Here is a 20,359-nt window from a genome sequence, read left to right as displayed (position 1 = left end):
AGATGAAGCGACGGCTGCTCGGCTCACGATGCGAAACGGCCCGTCTCGCGCATGAGGGCGGCGGTAGGCTCAATCGCCCGAGCAACGTCCTCCTCGCACGCCTGCCAGCTCCAGTTGCCGCTCGCGACGCCGGGTACGTTCATGCGCGCTTCGTCACCGAGGCCGAGAACATCTTGCAGCGGCATCATGACCACGCGCGCATCGCTCTCGAGCGCCTCTTTGACCAGCCGTGCCCCGAGTTCGCGCGCGGCATTATCGTCATCCGGTGCAACGAGCGAGCTCGCGCAATGGCCCACGAGCGTCGTCGTGTCATGCGTGGAGGTGTAGAACACCTTGCCGGGGTGCGGATGCAGCCCGTTTCGCACATCGTAGTCGGCGAACTCGAGCACGTCCATGCCGGGGAAACCGCAGGTGCTCATGAGCGAGCGAACGCCTGGCGTGAGGATGCCGAGGTCCTCCGCAATGAAGGGAAGCGCTCCCAGCTCGTCGCGCGCGGCTCGGAAGAGGTCGATCCCAGGGCCTGCCAGCCACCTCCCGTCGCTACCCGGCATGCCGGCTGGGATGCTGTAGTAGTTATGGAACCCCAGGAAATGGTCGAGGCGCACGTAGTCGTACAGGTCGCACGCGCGGGCGAGACGGTCGAGCCACCAACGGTACCCGGTCTCGCGCATGCGGTCCCAGCGGTACGTTGGATTGCCCCAGACCTGCCCCTCGGGAGCGAAGCCATCGGGCGGCGCGCCGGCGATCTCGGTCGGGCGGCCATCGCGATCGAGGTTGAAGAGCTCGGGCGCGCACCAGACGTCGGCGGAATCATCCGAGACGTACATGGGGATATCACCGATCACCCCGATGCCGTGTTGATGGGCGTAGGCAAGAATCTCGCGCCATGCGGTATCGAAGCGATATTGGAGGTATGCCTGCGCCTCCGCCTCTGCGGCAAAGCGATCGTCCTTTAGGAAGGCTTCGTCGTAGCGTGCGAACTCGGCCGGCCATTCGCTTCGCGGGGCGTCGTCGAAATGCGCTTTCACCGCCATGAAGGCGCAATAGGGCTTGAGCCAGCTCGCATGGCGCTTCTTGAACGCGCGGAAATCCATATCGAGCTTAGGACCGCCCGTCATGCGCCAGCGGCGATAATCGCGCCGTAGCTCGTCTTCGGACTCGGGGAGCAGCGCGATATTGCCCGCGAAGGCCGACGGGCCGGAATACGGCGACCCGAAGGAGTCGGTGGGGTTGACCGGCAAGAGCTGCCAGTAGCGCATGCCCATGGCCTTCAGATGGTCGATGAAGCGCTTGGCAACGTCGCCGAGGGAGCCCTTTTTGCCCGATTCATCGGGTAGGGAGGTCACGTGGCAGAGCACGCCCGCTCCGGGCTCCATGGGAAGCTGCAGGCGCTCCTCTTCGTGGAAATAGATCACCGCCGAGCCGAAGGGCCAAAGCGTAAACTCAACCATGCCATCCTCGTCAGGCGCAAGCTCGCCGCCCGAGATGATATCGGTCGCGCACGGACCCAGGGAAGGAACGCGCACCGTGTGGCTCTCGCACGAGCTCCGGTTGATAAGCACCGTCGCTGCCTCGCTCTGAGCTCCCCGGCGCGTGTAGGCGAGCACGTCGTCGTCAGCGCCCTCGGGCACGAACGACTCGATGCTTCCGTCGACCATGAACGGAAGGGCGCGCCGCACGGCAGACGCGTTGCGGATGATGTCGAACATGTCGCGGTCGTGGATGTCCTTCTCAAGCGGCATCGTGCGGCGGTTGCCGGGGTCTGATAGCCCCTCGAGGCAGAACTCATCGCCATAATAGACGGATGGAACGCCGGGGAAGGTCATCTGCATGAGCGTTGCCAGCCAGAAGCGGCTCTTGGCGAGTCCCATGGACTCGGGCGAAAGCCTCCACCGGCCGCGCTCTTCCTCAGGGAGCTTGCTCTCGTCGGGGCCGCCGCCGAGCAGCGAGGCGATGCGCGGGCGGTCGTGGCTGCCCAAGAGGTTGAGGCAGCACGCGAGCGCCTCGCGGGGGTAGTTCTCGCGCAGGCTCTCGATGGCCTCGACGGCGTCTGCGACGCCGGCATGGCCCAGCAGGAAGTTGAGCACCATGTCTCGGAACGGGTAGTTCATTGCTGAATCGAGCTCGTTGCCAAGCAGGTAGTGGCGCGGATAGCCGTAGCTGATCTTGTTGGAGGCATCCTCCCAGACCTCGCCGATAAGCACCCCATCGGGCTTTTCCTCAAGGAGCACGCGGCGGATATCCGAGATGAGCGACTCTTGCAGCTCGTCGGCCACATCGAGGCGCCAGCCGCGTGCGCCGGCGCGCGTCCAGCGGCGGATGACCCCGTTTTCACCAAGGAGGAGGTTGCGAACGGCGAGCGAATCCTGGTTCAGCGCCGGCATGTTGCCGATGCCCCACCAGCTCGCATAGGTTCCGTCCTCGTTGAGATGGTATGCGTCTTTCCAGCGCGAGCCCTCGCCCTGCCAGGCACCCGGCTCGGGATAGTTGCCATAGCGGTTGAAGTAGACGGAATCATCGCCCGTGTGGTTGAATACACCGTCGAGGATGATCGAGATGCCACGCGTGCCGGCTTCTCCGCAGAGTTCGCGGAAATCTTCCTCAGTGCCGAGCATCGGGTCGATCTTGAGGTAGTCGGCGGTGTCGTAGCGATGGTTGCTTGCTGCCTCGAAGATGGGATTGAGGTAGATGGCGGTGATGCCCATCTCGGCGAGCCGGTCAAGGTCCGCGGTGATGCCCTTTAGGGAGCCGCCATAGAAATCCCAACTTGCGATGGAGCCGTCTTCTGCGCGCTCATAGCAGGGAGGCTCGTCCCAGTCTTCGACGATACGGCGCGGGATGCCAGCTTTGGGCTGTTCAATCACGCGCTCGCAGCGTTCCCGCCACGCAGCGTCCCGGCGATAGCGGTCGGGGAAGATCTGGTAGACCATGCCGCGTTCGTACCAGCTGGGGCGGATGGCGCGGTGCTTATAGACGGTAAGCTGGAATGACGGGCACTCAGGGTAGGTGTACGTGGCGCCCTCGCCCCCCGTGCGGCCCTCGGGTGCGCCGAGGTAGAGGGTACGGGTTGAGTCCTCGAACGTTGCCGTCACATTGAAGCGATACCACATGAGTGCGGGCTCGGGGCAGGGTAGGGTGACGGTGAAGATGCCGTCGGCCTCATAGCGCAGGGGAATGATCGTCTCGCCCTTCCCGTCGATCCAGACGCGCAGATCGATGGAGATGGTGCGCGGTTCGGCATCCTCGACGAGCACCGAGAGGGTGACATCCGTTCCTCTCTCGACGGCACCGAAGGGGAAGCGGAACTGCGAGAGGCGGCTGTTGTGAATGAGTCTCATAGAAGTCCGATCATGACGAGCTCTTGTATCGCCGTTCTCTTGGGGAGGAGATGGCGGTCCAAGCAGCAGACAAACTTCTTAATTATAGGCGCTATCATGCCATCTGGTAGTATATTCGCTGCATTCACTGGGCAATCTGGATTTCTATGCAAGCAAAAGGCGGGCAAGCACCTTGGTGCCTGCCCGCCTTCCCTGTAGAGGCTGTGGAAGCGCGCTAGCGTTTGCGCGTCGTGCGCTTAGCTGCGGAAACGCTCTTTGCCTTGGGGGCCGGCTTATCAGCTGGCGTCGCGGCGGAGGAATCCTGCGCGGCGGCCTTCGGGGCCGCTGCTTTTGCTGCCGTCGCCTTGGGGGTCGCGGGCTTTGCAGTCGCCTTTGCTGCCGATGAGGTGGCTGCCTTCGAGGTGCTTGCCTTGGCTGGTGCCGTCTTCGCTGCGGCGGCCTTCGGGGCCGTTGCGGCTGCGGTAGCAGGCTTATCCGCTGCCGTCTTCGCTGCGGCGGCCTTGGCGGGAGCGGCCTTCGTGGTGGTCGACTTGGTGGCAGTCTTGGTCGCCGATGCGGTGGACGGCTTCTTGGCCGTGGTCTTTGCGGCTGTTGCCTTAGATGCCGTTGCCTTGGTCGTCGTCTTAGTTGCCGTGGCCTTGGCCGCCGTCGTCTTGGTGGCTGCAGCCTTGGATGCTGCAGGCTTGGTGGCTGCAGCCTTGGATGCTGCAGGCTTGGTGGCCGTTGCCTTCGCGGCAGGCTTTTCGGCAGCCTTCGTAGCGGTCGACTTCGTTGCTGCCGTCTTGCGCGCCACCGGTTTCTTCGCGGCGGTCTTGGATGCGGTGGTCTTCTTCGCAGCCGTCTTCTTGGCGGGCTCGGCAGCTTGCTCGGTCTTCGGTGCGGGCTCAGCCTCCGTCACCGCTGGCTCCGGTGCCGGTGCCGCGGGCTCGGCCTCAACAGCCGTGGGCTCAGCAGGCTCAGGCTCTTGAACGACGGGCTCGGGCTTCGTGATGTCGATCTCGGGGTGCAGGTTGTGGTAGAGGTTCATGTACTCATCGGCAGAGCGGACCCAGCTAAAATCGGCTGCCATGGCGTTTTGCACCAGCTGATCCCATGCTGCGTGGTCGTCCCAGTACAGGCGTGCCCCGCGGAACACCGCGTCGCCCATCTCGTCGCCGTTGAAGTTAGCGAACGTGAAGCCCGTGCCCTCGCCGGTGAACTGGTTGTAGGGGGCCACGGTGTCGCGGAGACCGCCCGTCTCACGCACCACGGGCAGGGTGCCGTAGCGCATGGCGATCATCTGCGAGAGGCCGCACGGCTCGAAGAGCGACGGCATGAGGAACATGTCGGCGCCGGCATACATGCGATGCGAGAGGGCGTTGTCGAATGTGATGCGCGCAGCGCAGGTGCCCGGATACTTATTGGCGAAGTAGCGCATCGGCTCCTCGTAATCGCCGGTGCCGAGCACGGCCACCTGCACGCCGCCGGAAAGGATGCGGTCGAGCGCGTACGTGACGAGGTCCATGCCCTTCTGGCGGGTGAGGCGCGTGACCATGACCATGAGCGGCCGGTCGTCGCGCACCTCGAGGCCGAGCTCTTCCTGGAGGGCGGCCTTGCAGGCCTTCTTGCCCGACATATCTGCCGCGGAGTAGTTGGCGTGAATCATCGGGTCGGTCGCCGGGTTCCAGGCGTCGGTATCGATGCCGTTCAGAATGCCGGAAAGCACGTTCGAGCGACGGCGCAAGATCCCGTCGAGGCCCTCGCCGTACTCAGGCGTCTGGATCTCCCACGCATAGCTCGGGCTCACCGTGGTGATGGCGTCGGAGTAATCGAGCGCGCCCTGCATGTAGTTGATCGAGCGCTCGTCGCAGCGCAGCTGGCGCGCGGCGTTGGGGATGTGCGCCATGCCGAGGATATCGTTCAAGATGGTGTCGGCGTACTGGCCCTGGAATGCGATGTTATGAATCGAGAAGACCGTCTTCACGCGCTCGTAGAGCGGAAGGCCCTGGTAGAACTCGCGGAGGAACACCGGTGCGAGGGCGGTGTGCCAGTCGTTGCAATGGAGCACGTCGCACTGGAAGCCCTCGGGCAGGTGCTGCAGACTCTCGGTCACGGCCTTCGAGAAGAAGGCGAAGCGCTCGCCGTCATCGAAGAAGCCATAGGGGTAGTCGCGCTTGAAGTAGCGCTCGTTATCGATGAAGAGGTACGTGACGCCGTCGATGACCAGGCGCTCCAGGCCGCAGTACTCGTTCCGCCAGCCAAGGCTCACGTAGAAGTCGGCGACGTGCTCCATGCGGTCGGTGTACTCGGAGGCGATGGTGCCGTATTTGGGCACCATGACGATCACGTCGGCGCCGGCGGCTACGAGCGCGCGGGGCAGCGATCCCGCGACATCGCCCAGGCCACCGGTCTTGACGAACGGGGCCGCCTCCGCAGAGGCGAACACCACCTGCATCTTTTTATCTGACATGCTATTCTCCCAACTCTCGCCCAAAAGGGCTGCTGCGTTCCGGCGCGGTGCCGGGTTTCGCAAACCGCCGCCCGGGATGCCCGAGCGGCGGTTCTAATGATACCTCGTATGCACGGGGGTCGTCGGTTAGTTCATCTGTCCTTTACCAACGACGAGGATATCATCGGGCGTGCCGCACACCACGGTGTTCGAAGGCACGGTGTTGTTCTTGTCGATGATGGCGCGCTCCACGCGAGCACCGCTCTTGATGGTGCAGGACTGCATGATGATGCTGTCCTGGACGCTGGCGCCGCTCTCCACCACGACGCCGCGCGCGAGGATGGAGTTGCGCACGGTGCCCATGATCTTGCAGCCGGCGGAGATGAGGGAGTTCGTGGCATTGCTGCCGGTCGAGTACTTCGCCGGGGGCGCGTCGTGGGCCTTGGTAAGAATCGGACGGTCGCGACGGAAGAGTTGGTCGGACGCGACGGGTTCAACAGCTCCATGCTGCGCTCGTAATAGGTCTTCTCGTCGAAGATGCCCATCGCAAGGCCCTTGAACTCGTAGCTGCACACATCGATGAGAGAGAAGTCGGGCTCGGTGGCCTCGAAGACATCGAGATAATCCGACGTGGCGTAGCGGTCGATGATCTGCAGCAGGAGGTCGCGGTTGACGATGAAGCAGTCGAGGAACTTGTTGTCACCGTACTCGCAGCCGAGTTTCACGTGGCTCACGCGGCCCGCGTCGCCGATGACGAGCGAGGTGCAGTCGGTCTGGCTACGCTCAGCCTTGACGTAGACCATGGTGATGCCCGCGCCAGAGCGCTCATGGGCGGCGATGGTCTCGTCGAGCTCGAGGTTGAAGATGATGTTCGAGCCCATCATGACCACATACGGCTCCTGGGCGCGGGTGAAGAGCTCCTTGTTGGCGATGATGTCGCGCAGCAGGAAGCGACGGCCGCGCTTGGTTCCACCGAAGGGGGAGCCGGGAACAGGGAAGAGGCCGCCCTTCTTGCGGTCGAGCATCCACTCCTTGCCGTGGCCCACATGGTCGATGATGGAGCGGTAGTTACCGGGCATCACGAGGCCGACGGTCTTGATGCCGGCGTTCGCCATGTTGGAGAGCGGGAAGTCGATCAGGCGGTAACGCCCGATGAACGGGATGGACGCGATGGGGCGCGAGTCGAGCAGCACGCTCGTGGCCTCGCTCGCGTAGTTGGCAGTGATGTAGCCGATGGCCTTATGGTTGATCATCGGATCATTCCCCCTTCCCGATCACCACGTCGTTTCCAACGACGGCGGTGTCCTTCGTTGTATCGACGGATCCGAGCTTCACGCCCTCTTCGACCACGGCGTTCTCGCCCAGGATGGCGCGGCTCACGTGGGCACCGCACTTCACGACGGCACCGGGTAGAAGCACGGAGTCCTCGACCACGGCGCGCTCCTCAATGACCGCGTCGGTGGAGATGATGGAGTGGCGGGCGGTGCCCAGGACCTTGCAGCCGTTAGAGATGAGGCAGTCGTCAACGCGGCCGTCGGGCCCGATGTAGTGCGGCGGGCGCGTCGTATCGTTCGACATGACCGGCGTCGTGTTGTCGAAGAGGTCGAATGCGGGGTTCTGGCCAAGAAGGTCCATCGAGGTCTCGTGGTAGCTCGCGATGGTGCCGACGTCGCGCCAGAAGCCATGGAACTCGTGGACGAACAGGCGCTTGCCCGCGGCCAGCGCGCCGGGGATGATGTCGCCGCCGAAGTCGTGGCTCGAGCGCGGGTCCGCGGCGTCGTCCTCAAGGGTCTTGATGAGGTAGTCCGCCGTGAAGATGTAGATGCCCATGGACGCGAGATTCGAATCGGGCTTCTCAGGCTTCTCGGTGAACTTGGTGATGCGGCCGTCCTCGTCGGCGGTAAGGATGCCGAAGCGGCTGGCCTCCTCCCAGGGCACGGGCATGACCGCGATCGTGAGGTCGGCCTGGTTGGCGATGTGCGCATCGAGCATGGCGCGATAGTCCATGCGATAGAGCGCATCGCCGGAAAGGATCATCACGTACTCAGGGTCGTGAGACTTGATGTAGTCGAGGTTCTGCGTCACGGCATCGGCAGTGCCCGCGTACCACGCGCCACCTTCCTGCGTGGCATACGGGGGCAGGATGGATATGCCGGCGCCCAGCTCGTCGAGGTCCCAGGCAGCACCGGAACCGAGGTAGGCATGAAGCTGATAGGGACGATACTGGGTGAGCACGCCGACGGTGTCGATGCCGGAGTTCGCGCAGTTGGACAGCGTGAAGTCGATGATGCGATACTTCCCCCCGAATGAGACCGCGGGTTTCGCGATCTTCGATGTGAGCGCCCCGAGCCTCGATCCCTGTCCTCCAGCGAGGAGCATGGCGATGCATTCTTTTTTGCTCATCTGTTCTCCTTCTAAATGGTCCTAATCCTTTCCAGCCCCGCGTTTAGGCCCGCGAGGAGGGCACGGTCGGCTCCTATACGTTCGCGGACATCACGCTCCCCAGATCTCGTCGCGGTACTCGCGGATCGTGCGGTCGCTCGAGAACCAGCCCGAGGACGCGGTGTTGTGCAGAGCCATCTTGTTCCATGCTGCATGGTCGCTGTAGCTCGCGGTGAGCTCTTCCCATGCCTCGACGTAGGAATGGAAGTCCTTCATCACGAAGTCGGCGTCGTTGTTGAGCATGATCTCGTGGCGAATGCTCTCGAAGCTGCCCGAGAGGCCGGCGAAGGTGTCGTCGGTGAGCTCGTCGATGATGCGGCCCAAGCGGTCGGGATCGCCGTTGTACATATCCCAAGCGAAATGCATGCCGCTCGCGCGGAGCTCGTCCACCTCGGGCGCGGTGAGGCCGAAGATCTTCTCGTTCTCGCGGCCGGCGAGGTTCACGATCTCGATGTTCGCGCCGTCCATGGTGCCGAGTGTGATGGCACCGTTCATCATGAGCTTCATGTTCGAGGTGCCCGAGGCCTCCATGCCGGCGGTCGAGATCTGCTCGGAGATCTCGGCGGAGGGATAGATGAGCTGGGCGTTGGAGACGCGGAAGTTGGGGATGAAGCAGACCTTCATCACGCCGTTCACGCGGCTGTCGTTGTTGATGACGTCGGCCACGGAGTTGATGAGGCGGATCGTCTCCTTGGCGAAGGCGTAGCTCGAGGCGGCCTTGCCCGAGAAGATGAAGGTGGTGGGCGCCACGCGGAAGTTGGGGTCGGCGAGGCGGCGGTTGTAGATGTCCATCACCTTGAAGATGTTCAGGAGCTGGCGCTTGTAGGCATGGAAGCGCTTGACCTGCACGTCGAAGATGGTGTTGGGGTCGATGTCGAGGTCGCATTCGCGCTTGACGTAGTTGGCCAGGCGCACCTTGTTGTCATGCTTGGCGCGGCCCACCTGCTCCAGGAAGGCGGGGTCGTTCTCGAATTCGACGAGCTTGGCGAGCTCGTCGGCGTTATCGAGCCAGCCCGTGCCGATGGCCTCGGTGATGAGCTTGGCATAGGCCGGGTTCGCTTCGGCGAGGAAGCGACGGTGCGCGATGCCGTTCGTCTTGTTGTTGAACTTCTCGGGGGTGAGCGCGTAGAAGTCTTTCAGAGTGTCGCGCTTCAGGATGTCGGTATGGATTTTGGCCACGCCGTTCACCGAGTGGCTGCAGATCACCGAGAGGCACGCCATGCGCACCTGGCCGTCCCAGAGCACGGCGGTCTGGCGCAGGCGATCCTGCCAGTCGGACGCGGAGCGGTCGAAGTCGTCGCGCCAGCGGCGGCTGATCTCCTCGATGATCATGTAGAGGCGCGGGAGCAGCTTGGAGAAGGTGTCGATGGGCCACTTCTCGAGCGCCTCGGGCAGGATCGTGTGGTTGGTGTAGGAGATGGTTTTCGTGGTGATATCCCACGCCTCGTCCCACTCGAGGCCCTCCTCGTCGATGAGGACGCGCATGAGCTCAGGGCCGCACATGGCCGGGTGGGTATCGTTGGTGTGGATCGCGACGTATTGGGGCAGGAGCTTCCAGTCGGAGCCGTGCTCGCTGCGGAAGGTGTCGAGCACGCTCGAGAGGCCCGCCGACACGAAGAGGTATTCCTGCTTAAGGCGCAGGAGCCGTCCGTGCTCACCCGCATCGTTGGGGTAGAGGATGGCGCTGATGGCCTCGGCTTCGGCGCGATGACGGTCCGCTGCCGCGTAGTCGCCGCGGTTGAAGGCTTCGAGGTCGAAGACCTCCTCGACGGGCTCCGCGCTCCAGACGCGCAGCTTGTTGACGGTCTCGGCGCCATAGCCCACCACGGGGATGTCGTAGGGTACGGCGAGCACGTCCTCGGTATCCACGGTGCGGAAGCACATGCGCCCGTCGCGCTCATACTGCTCGACATGGCCGCCGAAGCCGATGCGGACGGCCTTGTCCGGGCGGCGCACCTCCCAGGGGTAGCCGTGGGAGAGCCATTCGTCGGTGGTCTCGTGCTGGGCGCCGTTCACGATCTCCTGCTTGAAGAGGCCGTAGCGATAACGCATGCCGTTGCCGTAGCCCGCGATGCCCTCGTGCGCCATGGAGTCGAGGAAGCAGGCGGCGAGGCGGCCCAAGCCGCCATTGCCGAGCGCCGGATCGGGCTCGTACTCCTCGAGCGCGTTGAGGTCGCACCCAAGCTCGGCCAGGCCGTCCTTCACAAGGTCACGGATGCCAAGGTTTAGCAGGTAGTTATCGAGCAGACGACCGATCAGGAACTCGATTGAGAAATAGTAGACGCGCTTTTGACCGGTTTCCTTCACGCGCTCCTCGGTCTCGGTCTGGATGGCGCGCGATTTGGAGGCGATGAGCTTTACGAGCGCGTTGAAGCGATCGATGTCGCTCGTATCCTCGAACGGTTTGCCCGAGAGCGACATTACCGACGACTCGTAGAGCTCGATAAACTCCTCTTTGCTTTCGAAAACGGTATTCATACGTTCCTTTCCAATGCTGTACCGTGCGGTACGCGGTCAGATATGTCCCCTTTGGGATCCCCTGCCTCCTACTTCTCGGAGTCTGGGGTAGAGGTCTTCTTAGCGGTGGCCTTAGCAGCAGTCTTTGTTCCCGCCTTGCTTGTCGAAGCGGCGGTAGCCGTCTTCTTCTTGGCAGACGAGGCCGTGGTCTTCGCCGTGGTCGTCTTCTTGGTGGAAGCCGATTTAGTCGTCTTTGTAGCGGTCTTCGTGGTCGTGGTCTTCGCCGCCGAAGATTTCGCGGCTGAAGCCTTGGTGGCTGAAGTCTTGGTAGCCGATTTCGACGTGGTCCTCTTGGCCGTGGAGGCCTTTGAGGTCGTGGTCTTCGCGGCTGCTGCCGAGCGCTTGGGTGCCGGCTTCTTGGTGGGCGCGGCGCTCGGGTCGGTGATCGGCGCCTCGGTGTAGGCGGTCAAGCGGCGCTTCGGCGCGGGCGGCACGAAGGTGCTTGGCCCCACGCGCTTGAGCACGAGGCCGGAAAGCCCGGGAAGCGCGATGGTGAGCGAGTTTTCGCGGCCGTTCCACGGGTACGGGACGCTCATATAGGATTCGTTGTCGGTGTAGCCGCTTCCGCCGTACTCGGGGTCGTCGGAGTTGAAGATGACCTTCCACTCGCCCTCGCTCGGCACGCCAAGGTGGAACTGCTCGTAGGAGGCCGGATCGAAGTTGATCACCACGACGAGGTCGTTCGCCGGATCTTCGCCGCGGCGCACGAAGGTGATGATGGATTGCTGGGAGTTATCGGCGTCGATCCACGAGAAGCCGTCGTCGGTGTAGGAGCGCTCCCAGAACGCAGGCTCGTCTTTATAAAGGTGGTTAAGCGCCTTGATGAACTGCTGGTGCCGCGCGTGCGTGGCGAACTGTTCAGTGAGGAACCATTCGATGGACTCGTAGTAGCGCCATTCGATGAACTCGGCAATCTCGTCGCCCATGAACGAGAGCTGCGCGCCGGGGTGCGTGGCCTGGTAGAACGCGAGGGCGCGGAGTCCTGCGAACTGGCGCCACCAGTCGCCCGGCATGCGCCCGATGAGCGAGCACTTGCCATTGACAACCTCGTCGTGCGAGAGCGGCAAGATGAAGTTCTCGTTGAACGCGTACATCATCGAGAAGGTGAGCATGCGATGGTTGCCCGGGCGCCAGGGGAAATCGGTCTGCATATAGTGCAGGGTGTCGTTCATCCAGCCCATGTCCCACTTGTAGTGGAAGCCCAGGCCACCCTCCTCGGGCGGATAGGTCACGAGCGGCCAGGCGGTCGACTCCTCGGCGATCATCATGACATCGGGGAATTCGCGGCCCACGGCAGCATTGACCTGGCGAATGAATGCCGATGCGTCAAGGTCTTCCTCGGTGCCGTACTTGTTGAACTTCTTTTGGCCGGGATCGTCCACGCCGAAGTTGAGATAGAGCATGCTCGAGACGCCGTCCATGCGGATGCCGTCGGCATGGAAGTTCTCGAGCCAGAATAGGGCGTTGGAGACCAGGAAGCTGCGCACCTCGCCGCGTCCAAAATCGAACTTATGCGTTCCCCAGTTCGGGTGAATCTCGCGCTCGAAGAGCATCTTGCCGTTGAAGGTGGCGAGGCCCTCGTCGTTGGCGCAGAAGCCGCCGGGTACCCAGTCGAGGATCACCCCGATGCCGGCTTCATGGCAGGCATCGACGAAATGCATGAACTGCTTGGGCGTGCCGAAGCGCGCGGTCGCCGCGTAGTAGCCCGTGGGCTGGTAGCCCCAGGAGCCATCGAAGGGGTGTTCCATGACGGGCATGACCTCGATATGGGTATAGCCCATATCGCGCACGTAGTCGACGAGCTCGACCGAGAGGTCGTCATAAGAGTAGTAGGTGCCGCGCTGGGCGGGGAAGGGATCGCCGGGGCCGGGATAGTTGCCGTTCTCGTCCGGCTCGCCCTGGGGCTCGTTGCCATGGCGTTTCCAGCTGCCCAGATGAACCTCGTAAATGTTAAGCGGGCGCTCCATGTGGTTGTGTGCGCGGCGCTCTTCGAGCCAGGCGTCGTCGCCCCACTGGTAACCCTTGAGGTCCATGAGGCGCGACGCGGTGCCCGGGACATCTTCGGCGTAGAAGCCATACGGGTCGGCTTTGTAGAGCATGCGCCCGTCGTTCGTCTCGATCACGAACTTGTAGAGGTCACCTTCTGCGAGTCCGCCCACGAAGCCCTGCCAGATGCCGCTCGAGTCAAGCGGGGAGAGCGGGTTCGCCGTGGGGTTCCAATCGTTGAAGTCGCCTACTACATGGACGGATTTCACGTCGGGTGCCCAGACGGCGAAATGCCAGCCGCTCACACCCTCTTGGACATCGGGGTGGGCGCCGAGCTTCTCCCAGCTGCGCTGCCAGGTGCCGGCGGCAAACATATACCTATCGTTTTCGGTGATGATGAGGCACGGTTCCTGACCAGCCGAAGTTGCAGTGCCGGAGGCAGACGTCTTCGGGGTCGCTTCGCTCTTCTTCACGCGCACTTCCAATCGTCAGGGCGGCGTACCGCCATCGATAGAGTTGTCGCGGGTTCCGGAGTGCCTCAGCATAACGATCGATTCTGTTCCACGAGCAGAGGCAAGTGGAACCTGGACGTGTCTAGGATACCACCGGAGGAGCTCTGTTTACCCAGTAAGCCGAGGGGCGGTAGCTATTGTTTCGTAGGCGTGCGGTTGGCTGAAATATACCCCGATGCTTGCGTTCTCCTAACCTTGCTGCGGGCTTGGTGTGGTACCATGGCGGCGTTTGTGACCTGCTGGGGCGCCGCGCGCCCGTGCGAAGATTGGAAGGCCCGAGCTATGGCGTATCCCCCGGTGTTCGTGTTCGACTGCGACGGCACTCTGCTCGATTCTATGGGCATGTGGCTAAGCTGCCAACCCAAGCTGCTTGCATCGTACGGCGTCGAAACCACGCCCGATGATTTTGCCCGGTTCGAGCATCTGTCTTTCGAGGATGAGTGCGCGGCATATCACGAGACCTGGGGCGTTGGAAATTCCGGCAAAGAGGTGCTCGATCGCTTTAACGACATGCTTGAGCAGGAGTATTCTCAGAACATCGTGGTTCTTCCCGGCGTGGTGGACTTTCTCGAATCGGCATCAGAGGCGGGCATCGCTCTTGCTATCGCCACTTCGACGCCGGCTCATCTGGTTCGTCTGGGGCTTTCTGCCAACGGGCTTGATCGGTTTTTCCCTGAGGTAACAACCACCGGTGAGGCGGGTCGCTCGAAGGAGCACCCCGATGTGTACGATCTTGCCCTGCGTCGCGCCTGCGAGCGCTGCAACCTTGCCGACGTGAGCCGCTCCGATGTCTGGGTGTTCGAGGATGCTCCCTTCGGTTTGCTCAGTGCGGGCCGTGCTGGCTACAACACGGTAGGCATCTTTGACCCCGCTGGGCGCGGCACGCGTGAAGAGGTGTTCTCCCTTGCGGATATTGCAATTGATTCATTCAAGGAGCTTTCGCTGAAACGCATCGCGGAATATCCGGCTTCCTCTCATGCGGGTGGCAGCCTTTCCCTTGATGCGGAGGGGCGCTCATGACGCACCGTGTCCTGCTCGTGGGAGGTTCTCCCGAACCCTCGTCTGGCGATACTCTGCGGCGTGCGGCGAAAGATTGCTCTGCCGTCATTGCAATCGACCGCGGGCTTGATGCCCTGCTTGCGGCGGGTATAAGGTGCGATCTTTTCTGCGGAGACGCTGATTCGGTGAGCCCTGCCGGCGCCGGGCTCGTTCGAGCTGCCGAGAGCGCCGCTGAGCCGAACGCCTCCCAAGCTCCCGTTGATGTAGCGGGGGAGCGCCTTGCCCACCGCTTCGATGTGGTGCGCTACGACCCCCATAAGGACGATACCGATTTGGGGCTGGCCCTCGCCGAGGTTGCCCGCCGCTGGCCCGATGCCAACCTGCGGTGTATATGCATGTCGGGTGGCGCGCCCGATCATGCCCTCGCAGTGCTCGGCCGCCTCGCTGCATATAGTGGTTGCGTTGAAGTCTGGGAAGATTCGTTTGTGCAGCGTATCCTCAAGGCGGGGGATTGCTGGGAACTTGCCTGCCATCGCGATGAGCGGTTCACGTTCATCCCTCTTTCAGTGGAGGCGGTCGTCTCCGAGCGAGGTATGCGCTGGAACCTCGATCACAAGCGCGTCGCGCTCCTTTCTGATCTTGGAGTTTCCAACGTGATCGACTCAGACGGCGCTGCCATCATGTGCCACGAGGGCGTCATTGCCGCCTGGGCATTCAAAGGCTACTTCGCTGGCGCTTGATCAGCCGGCTTTCGGTTTAGTGATCCCCTCTCGCCAGCCCTGCTAACCAAATTTGCGCTAAATCGGTTATTCATCATGGATTTCGTCGGTGCGTTTCTCTGACACACCTGGTATAAGGCTTGCCGTAACCCGCTCTACCAGCACGGTTGAGAATGGACACCTCTAAATGCAAGGAAGAAAGACCGATTTAGCGCATATTTGGATACCAAACCAGCGCCCTTTTCGTCCATTTCAATGCGTATTCAAAACAACGCATATAACAATCCCTTTGCGTGTTAATTATGCAATCCTTACCCAAGGCTGTTTTCTATTGGGGGCGAGCGCAGCGATGCCCCCCCGCCCCGCACGCGGCGAGCGCAGCGATGCCGCCCAATAACGCCACGACCCCCATCCGCTGAGATGCCAGCCGTAAACGCAGGAAGCCCCGCTTCCCTCTGAGCGATTCCGCAGGAACACGGCAAAGCCGTGTTCCGAGGACCAGCGAAGAGGGAAGCGGGGCTTCCGTCGGGAGCTTACGCCTTACTGGTAATCGAACACATCAACCCAGCTCATCAGGAACTCCTCGTTAACCTTGCGCTTGCGCGCGAGCTCGGAGGCGGCGATGACGGGCAGCCACTGACGCACGATCTGCTTGGCCATGTCGGCGCGCTCGCAGTACGTATCAAGGTAGGCCTCCGCCTGCTCCTTGCTCGTCAGCGAGAAGAGCAGATAGGTCATGGCGACGTCTGCCGCGGGAGCGCCCTGGGTGGCATGCGCCCAGTCGCACACCGAGAGCGTGCCGTCTTCGCTCACGATCACGTTCGAGGGGTTGAAATCGCCGTGGCACACCGCGGTGCCCTTCTTGAGGCCATCGAGGCGCTCGAGAAGGTTGTAGCGCGTGGTCGCATTGATCGCCTCGAGCGAATTGATCATGCGGGCGTACTTGTCATCCTGGCGGTTGAGGAGGGGAGACGTGTACCCGTGAATTTCGATCTGCAGATCGACGAACTGCTCAAGGTACTCGCCAAAACGCTGGGGCTCGGCCTCGATCTTCTCGGCGAGGGTGACGCCGGGGACCTTGGTGGTGATGAGCGCCCAGCCGGCTTCATCGCCTTCGAGCTTGGTGACCTCGAGTGCCTTCGGCGAGCGGATTCCGCATTCGTTGATGCGGGCGAGGTTCAGCGCCTCGTTAAACACGTCGGAGACGGGCTTGGTCTCGTTGAACACCTTGGCGATCTTATCGCCCAGGTCGTAAACGACCTTGTTGCCGCGACGGACAAGCTCAGTCTTGGTCTCAGGGAGAATCATTACGCAACCGTCCTTTCAGTAGGGTGAACCTGACTTAATGGTACCCAGATACGAAACGCGCCGCTCGCTTTGACGGCGAACGGCGCGTAACGTTAGGTGAACGAAGATGCGTTCAGGAAGCGATCAGTGCTTACGCCTCGTAGGACTGCGGCTCACGGCCGTAGTAAGCGTCGAGGTAGAGCTCCTTGATCTCGCTCATGAGCGGGTAACGGGGGTTCGCGCCGGTGCACTGGTCGTTGAAGGCGTTCTCGGTCATCTCGTCGAGCGTCTCGAGGAAGTACTTCTCGTCGACGCCGTACTCGGCGATGGTCTTCTTGATGCCGATCTGATCCATGAGGTCCTCGAGCTTCTGCAGGAAGTTCTCGAACACCTCGCGGTCGTCCTTGCCCGTGCAGCCGCAGTAACGGCCGAGCTCGGCGTAGTCGTGCAGCGCGTGCGGGTACTGATACTGCGAGAAGGTGCCCATCTTGACCGGCTTCTCGGCAGCGTTGTAGCGCATGACGCGGGTGAGGATGACGGCGTTGGCCAGGCCGTGCGGGATGTGGTGGTATGCACCCAGCTTGTGGGCCATGGAGTGGTTGAGGCCGAGGAACGCGTTGGCGAAGGCCATGCCGGCGAGGCAGGAGGCGTTGTGCATCTCCTCGCGGGCGTGCGGATCGGCGGCACCCTTCTCGTAGGCAGCGGGGAGGTTCTCGAACACGAGCTTGGCAGCGCGCATGGAGAGGCCACGGCTGTAGTCGGAGGCCATGATGGAGACGTAGGACTCGATGGCGTGGGTCATGACGTCGATACCGGAGGCGCAAGTGAGGCCCTTAGGGGCGGTCATGGCGTTGTCAGCATCGACGATGGCCATGTTCGGCATGAGCGCGTAGTCGGTGATCGGCCACTTGATGCCGGTGTTGGCGTCGGTGATGATGGCGAACGGGGTCACCTCGGAACCGGTACCCGAAGAGGTCGGGACGGCCACGAAGTAGGCCTTCTTGCCCATCTCGGGGAAGGTGAAGACGCGCTTGCGGATGTCCATGAAGTCCATGGCCATGTCCTCAAACTTGCACTCGGGGTGCTCGTACATGAGCCACATGATCTTGCCGGCGTCCATAGCGGAGCCGCCGCCCACGGCGATGATCAGGTCAGGCTCGAAGAGCTTCATGCGCTCGACGCCCTTCTCGGCATCCTGCAGGCGCGGATCCGGGCAGATGTCGTAGAACGCGTCGTGGGCGATGCCCAGCTCGTCGAGCTTGTCCTCGATCTGGCGGCAGTTGCCGTTCTTGTAGAGGAAGGAGTCGGTGACGATGAAGGCGCGCTTCTTGCCCATGACGCGGCCGAGCTCGTCGATGGCGACGGGCGTGCAGCCCTTCTTGAAGTACACCTTCTCCGGCGTGCGGAACCAGAGCATGTTCTCGCGGCGCTCTGCCACGGTCTTGATGTTGAGCAAGTGCTTCACCCCAACGTTCTCGGAGACGGAGTTGCCACCCCAGGAGCCGCAGCCCAGCGTGAGGGACGGCTTCATGCCGAAGTTGTACAGGTCGCCGATGCCGCCCTGGCTGGAGGGGGTGTTGATGACGATGCGGCAGGCCTTCATGGTCTTCTCGAAGAGGGCGATCTTCTCCTTCTCGGCGGGATGCACGTAGAGGGACGCGGTGTGGCCCGGGCCGCCGGCGAGCACGAGGTGCTCAGCCTTGTCCACGGCCTCCTGGAAGTCCTTGGCATGGTACATGGCGAGGACGGGGGAGAGCTTCTCGTGCGAGAACTCTTCCTTCATCGGGTCGGTCGAGGTGACCTCAGCGATGAGGATCTTGGTGCGCTCGGGAACCTTGATGCCGGCGAGGGCCGCGATGGAGGCGGCGGACTGGCCGGGGATGCGGTGGTCGAGGGCGCCGTTCTTGAACATGGCCTCGCGCAGGGCCTCAAGCTCCTTGCCCTTCTTGACGAAGTAGCAGCCGCGGTACTCGAACTCGGCCTTGACCTTGTCGTAGATGGAATCGAGCACGGTCACGGACTGCTCGGAAGCGCAGATCATGCCGTTGTCGAAGGTCTTGGAGTGGATGATGGAGTTGACCGCGTTGAGGATGTCGGCGGTCTCGTCGATCACGACCGGGGTGTTACCGGCGCCGACGCCGAGGGCGGGCTTGCCGGAGGAGTAGGCGGACTTGACCATGCCGGGGCCACCGGTGGCCAGGATGATGTCAACGTCGCTCATGAGCTTGCTCGTGAGCTCGAGGGTGGGCTGATCGATCCAGCCGATGATGCCCTCGGGCGCGCCGGCCTTGACGGCGGCCTCGTAGACGACCTTGGCGGCCGCGATGGTGCACTTGGCTGCCGCGGGGTGCGGGGAGATGATGATGGCGTTGCGGGTCTTCAGGCAGATGAGGGTCTTGAAGATCGCGGTCGAAGTGGGGTTAGTGGTCGGGATGACCGCGCCCACGATGCCGATAGGCTCGGCGATCTTGGTGATGCCGTAGGCCTCGTCATGCTCGAGCACGCCGCAGGTCTTGGTGTTCTTGTACGCGTTGTAGATGTACTCGGCCGCGTAGTGGTTCTTGATGACCTTATCCTCGAGGACGCCGCGCTTGGTCTCCTCGACGGCCATCTTGGCCAGCGGGATGCGCTGCTTGTTGGCTGCCATGGCCGCCTCGAAGAAGATATTGTCGACCTGCTCCTGCGTGTAGGTCGCGAAAATCGCCTGCGCGCGGCGCATGTCGGCCAGCTTGGCCTCGAGCGCATCGACGGAGTCGATGACCTCGGGGACGGCAGGTGCCGATGCCTTTTTCACCATGTGTCTCTCCTTGTGACTGGTGACTTACCCTACATCCGCAATTCTAGCAAGATATAGCTCGGTAAACGGCAGAATTCTTGTCTTCGGCAAATTAAAGCGCTTCAATTGATTTGAACTCAGTGCTTGTTTCGTGCGTATGCTCCGGAAACAACCGTTGCTGGCTCGTCTTTGCGACGAGGTGCTTTGTATCCGGGGCTCGATTAATCGATCTTCCGGGGTTTGATATATCGATTTTCAACTTTTGGGCACTTGCAGGACGTATCTCAAAGTATCAAGGGGTTGGCTCTCACGAAAAGCCCAGGTAGAAGGCTTGCTCTGAGTGCCCATACTTTGCCAGGACCATCTAAAGTGCCCAAAAGTTGAAACCTTGTCCTATGGCTGCGGTGCGGCCTCGATCCGAGAGGATTTTGGCAGGTCGGCACCTGCATCGGTTTTCCCGACTTCTCCTGCGCGGAGTGCAGCGCGGGTTCAGATTGGAGTGCGCGGCGTTGTAAAGCAGAAATGGCGCCCCTCTTAGCTCGGAGCTAATGAAATCGCCTCTGCGATTCCTCAGAATATGCCATGCGGTTTGGCAGCGTTTTGTAGCTGCGTAATTGATTTGGAGGCAAGCATGAAAAAGGGCAAGGGAAAGATAATCCTAATCATCGTCGTTGTGGTGGTCGCGATTGCGGCATTCGGGTCTGCCGGAAACGGCAACTCCCAGGATGGGGAAGCGCAGCCTGAGGCTCAGCAAACTACGCAAGAGAATGAGGCCGAAGGGCAGGCCCCGGAGCCCGATGTGCCGGCCGACTACGTCTCGGCGCTCAATCAGGCGCAGACGTACAGCGATTCTATGCACATGTCAAAGCAGGGAATCTACGACCAGCTCATTTCTGAATACGGTGGACAGTTTGAACCTGAGGCAGCGCAATACGCCGTCGATAATGTTGAGGCAGACTGGAATGCGAACGCCCTTGCTAAAGCTGAGGACTACAGTGAATCCATGCACATGTCGAAGCAGGGTATTTACGACCAGCTGACGTCTGAGCACGGAGAGCAATTCACTTCCGAGGAGGCCCAATACGCCGTCGACAACATTCAGGCAGACTGGAATGCGAACGCGTTGGCCAAGGCTCGGGAGTATCAGGAGACGATGAGCATGTCCTCCGAGGCGATTCGTGACCAACTTACCGCCGAATATGGTGAAAAGTTTACGCAAGAAGAAGCGGATTACGCTATCGCGAACCTCTAATCGAGTGGCGAAAGACGGCTATATGTACCACGGTAAGCGCCCGCTTACCCTACACCCGCGGACGGAGGATCGTGGGCGCGACCGGGCGCGCGAGACGCGTGCC

At 62.1% G+C, this 20,359-nt stretch carries 10 protein-coding genes and 1 pseudogene; 3 read left to right on the top strand and 8 right to left on the bottom strand.

Translation table 11 applies throughout. From position 1 onward, the window contains the following. Positions 1-23 precede the first annotated feature (23 nt). The 6 genes and pseudogenes from HGEM_RS05870 to glgB all read right to left on the bottom strand — a co-directional run bounded on the left by HGEM_RS05870 (position 24) and on the right by glgB (position 13,085). Positions 24-3,338 carry a 4-alpha-glucanotransferase gene (locus HGEM_RS05870; protein ID WP_019128495.1) on the bottom strand — a complete coding sequence of 1,105 codons (3,315 nt, stop codon included), beginning with the start codon at positions 3,336-3,338 and terminating at the stop codon, positions 24-26. Positions 3,339-3,552: 214 nt separating this feature from the next. Then, positions 3,553-5,787 (bottom strand): glycogen synthase GlgA, encoded by a 2,235-nt coding sequence (gene glgA, locus HGEM_RS05865; RefSeq protein ID WP_019128494.1) that lies wholly within the window; start codon positions 5,785-5,787, stop codon positions 3,553-3,555. A 126-nt stretch (positions 5,788-5,913) separates the two neighbouring features. Then, positions 5,914-7,019 (bottom strand): annotated as a pseudogene (gene glgD / locus HGEM_RS05860) (glucose-1-phosphate adenylyltransferase subunit GlgD). Positions 7,020-7,023: 4 nt separating this feature from the next. Next, positions 7,024-8,169 carry a glucose-1-phosphate adenylyltransferase gene (locus HGEM_RS05855; RefSeq protein ID WP_019128493.1) on the bottom strand — a complete coding sequence of 382 codons (1,146 nt, stop codon included), beginning with the start codon at positions 8,167-8,169 and terminating at the stop codon, positions 7,024-7,026. A gap of 90 nt (positions 8,170-8,259) precedes the next feature. Beyond that, on the bottom strand, positions 8,260-10,686 hold the full coding sequence (locus HGEM_RS05850) for a glycogen/starch/alpha-glucan phosphorylase (RefSeq protein WP_019128492.1): 2,427 nt from the start codon (positions 10,684-10,686) through the stop codon (positions 8,260-8,262). A 68-nt stretch (positions 10,687-10,754) separates the two neighbouring features. Further along, the gene (gene glgB, locus HGEM_RS05845) at positions 10,755-13,085 is read right to left on the bottom strand and encodes a 1,4-alpha-glucan branching protein GlgB (RefSeq protein WP_081580857.1); all 2,331 of its coding nucleotides are present in this window, start codon (positions 13,083-13,085) and stop codon (positions 10,755-10,757) included. Between the two features lie 420 nt (positions 13,086-13,505). Between glgB and HGEM_RS05840 the strand changes: the two genes are divergently transcribed. Continuing rightward, positions 13,506-14,243 (top strand): HAD family hydrolase, encoded by a 738-nt coding sequence (locus HGEM_RS05840; protein WP_019128490.1) that lies wholly within the window; start codon positions 13,506-13,508, stop codon positions 14,241-14,243. After that, positions 14,240-14,962, top strand: a complete 723-nt coding sequence (locus tag HGEM_RS05835) for a thiamine pyrophosphokinase (protein WP_019128489.1) — start codon at positions 14,240-14,242, stop codon at positions 14,960-14,962. Before HGEM_RS05840 ends, HGEM_RS05835 begins: the two co-directional genes overlap by 4 nt. A gap of 519 nt (positions 14,963-15,481) precedes the next feature. On the opposite strand, the gene HGEM_RS05830 is transcribed toward HGEM_RS05835, so the two are convergent. Beyond that, positions 15,482-16,249, bottom strand: coding sequence for a phosphotransferase family protein (locus tag HGEM_RS05830; RefSeq protein ID WP_019128488.1), 768 nt, complete (start codon positions 16,247-16,249; stop codon positions 15,482-15,484). Positions 16,250-16,379: 130 nt separating this feature from the next. Then, positions 16,380-19,025, bottom strand: coding sequence for a bifunctional acetaldehyde-CoA/alcohol dehydrogenase (gene adhE, locus HGEM_RS05825; protein WP_019128487.1), 2,646 nt, complete (start codon positions 19,023-19,025; stop codon positions 16,380-16,382). A 610-nt stretch (positions 19,026-19,635) separates the two neighbouring features. On the opposite strand from adhE, the gene HGEM_RS05820 reads away from it, so the two are divergent. Further along, positions 19,636-20,256, top strand: coding sequence for an Ltp family lipoprotein (locus tag HGEM_RS05820; protein WP_019128486.1), 621 nt, complete (start codon positions 19,636-19,638; stop codon positions 20,254-20,256). The last annotated feature ends 103 nt before the right edge of the window (positions 20,257-20,359 follow it).

It is taken from the genome of Enorma massiliensis phI, assembly GCF_000311845.1.
Lineage (GTDB): Bacteria > Actinomycetota > Coriobacteriia > Coriobacteriales > Coriobacteriaceae > Enorma > Enorma massiliensis.
Note: the sequence above shows the minus strand (reverse complement) of the source record. Positions and strands in the feature narration are given on the sequence as shown.

Excerpts from the sequence above, each read along its gene's own strand:
- HGEM_RS05870 (WP_019128495.1), bottom strand. The coding sequence starts at position 3,338 with ATGAGACTCATTCACAACAGCCGCCTCTCGCAGTTCCGCTTCCCCTTC.
- glgA (WP_019128494.1), bottom strand. The coding sequence starts at position 5,787 with ATGTCAGATAAAAAGATGCAGGTGGTGTTCGCCTCTGCGGAGGCGGCC.
- HGEM_RS05855 (WP_019128493.1), bottom strand. The coding sequence starts at position 8,169 with ATGAGCAAAAAAGAATGCATCGCCATGCTCCTCGCTGGAGGACAGGGA.
- HGEM_RS05850 (WP_019128492.1), bottom strand. The coding sequence starts at position 10,686 with ATGAATACCGTTTTCGAAAGCAAAGAGGAGTTTATCGAGCTCTACGAG.
- glgB (WP_081580857.1), bottom strand. The coding sequence starts at position 13,085 with ATGTTTGCCGCCGGCACCTGGCAGCGCAGCTGGGAGAAGCTCGGCGCC.
- HGEM_RS05840 (WP_019128490.1), top strand. The coding sequence starts at position 13,506 with ATGGCGTATCCCCCGGTGTTCGTGTTCGACTGCGACGGCACTCTGCTC.
- HGEM_RS05835 (WP_019128489.1), top strand. The coding sequence starts at position 14,240 with ATGACGCACCGTGTCCTGCTCGTGGGAGGTTCTCCCGAACCCTCGTCT.
- HGEM_RS05830 (WP_019128488.1), bottom strand. The coding sequence starts at position 16,249 with ATGATTCTCCCTGAGACCAAGACTGAGCTTGTCCGTCGCGGCAACAAG.
- adhE (WP_019128487.1), bottom strand. The coding sequence starts at position 19,025 with ATGGTGAAAAAGGCATCGGCACCTGCCGTCCCCGAGGTCATCGACTCC.
- HGEM_RS05820 (WP_019128486.1), top strand. The coding sequence starts at position 19,636 with ATGAAAAAGGGCAAGGGAAAGATAATCCTAATCATCGTCGTTGTGGTG.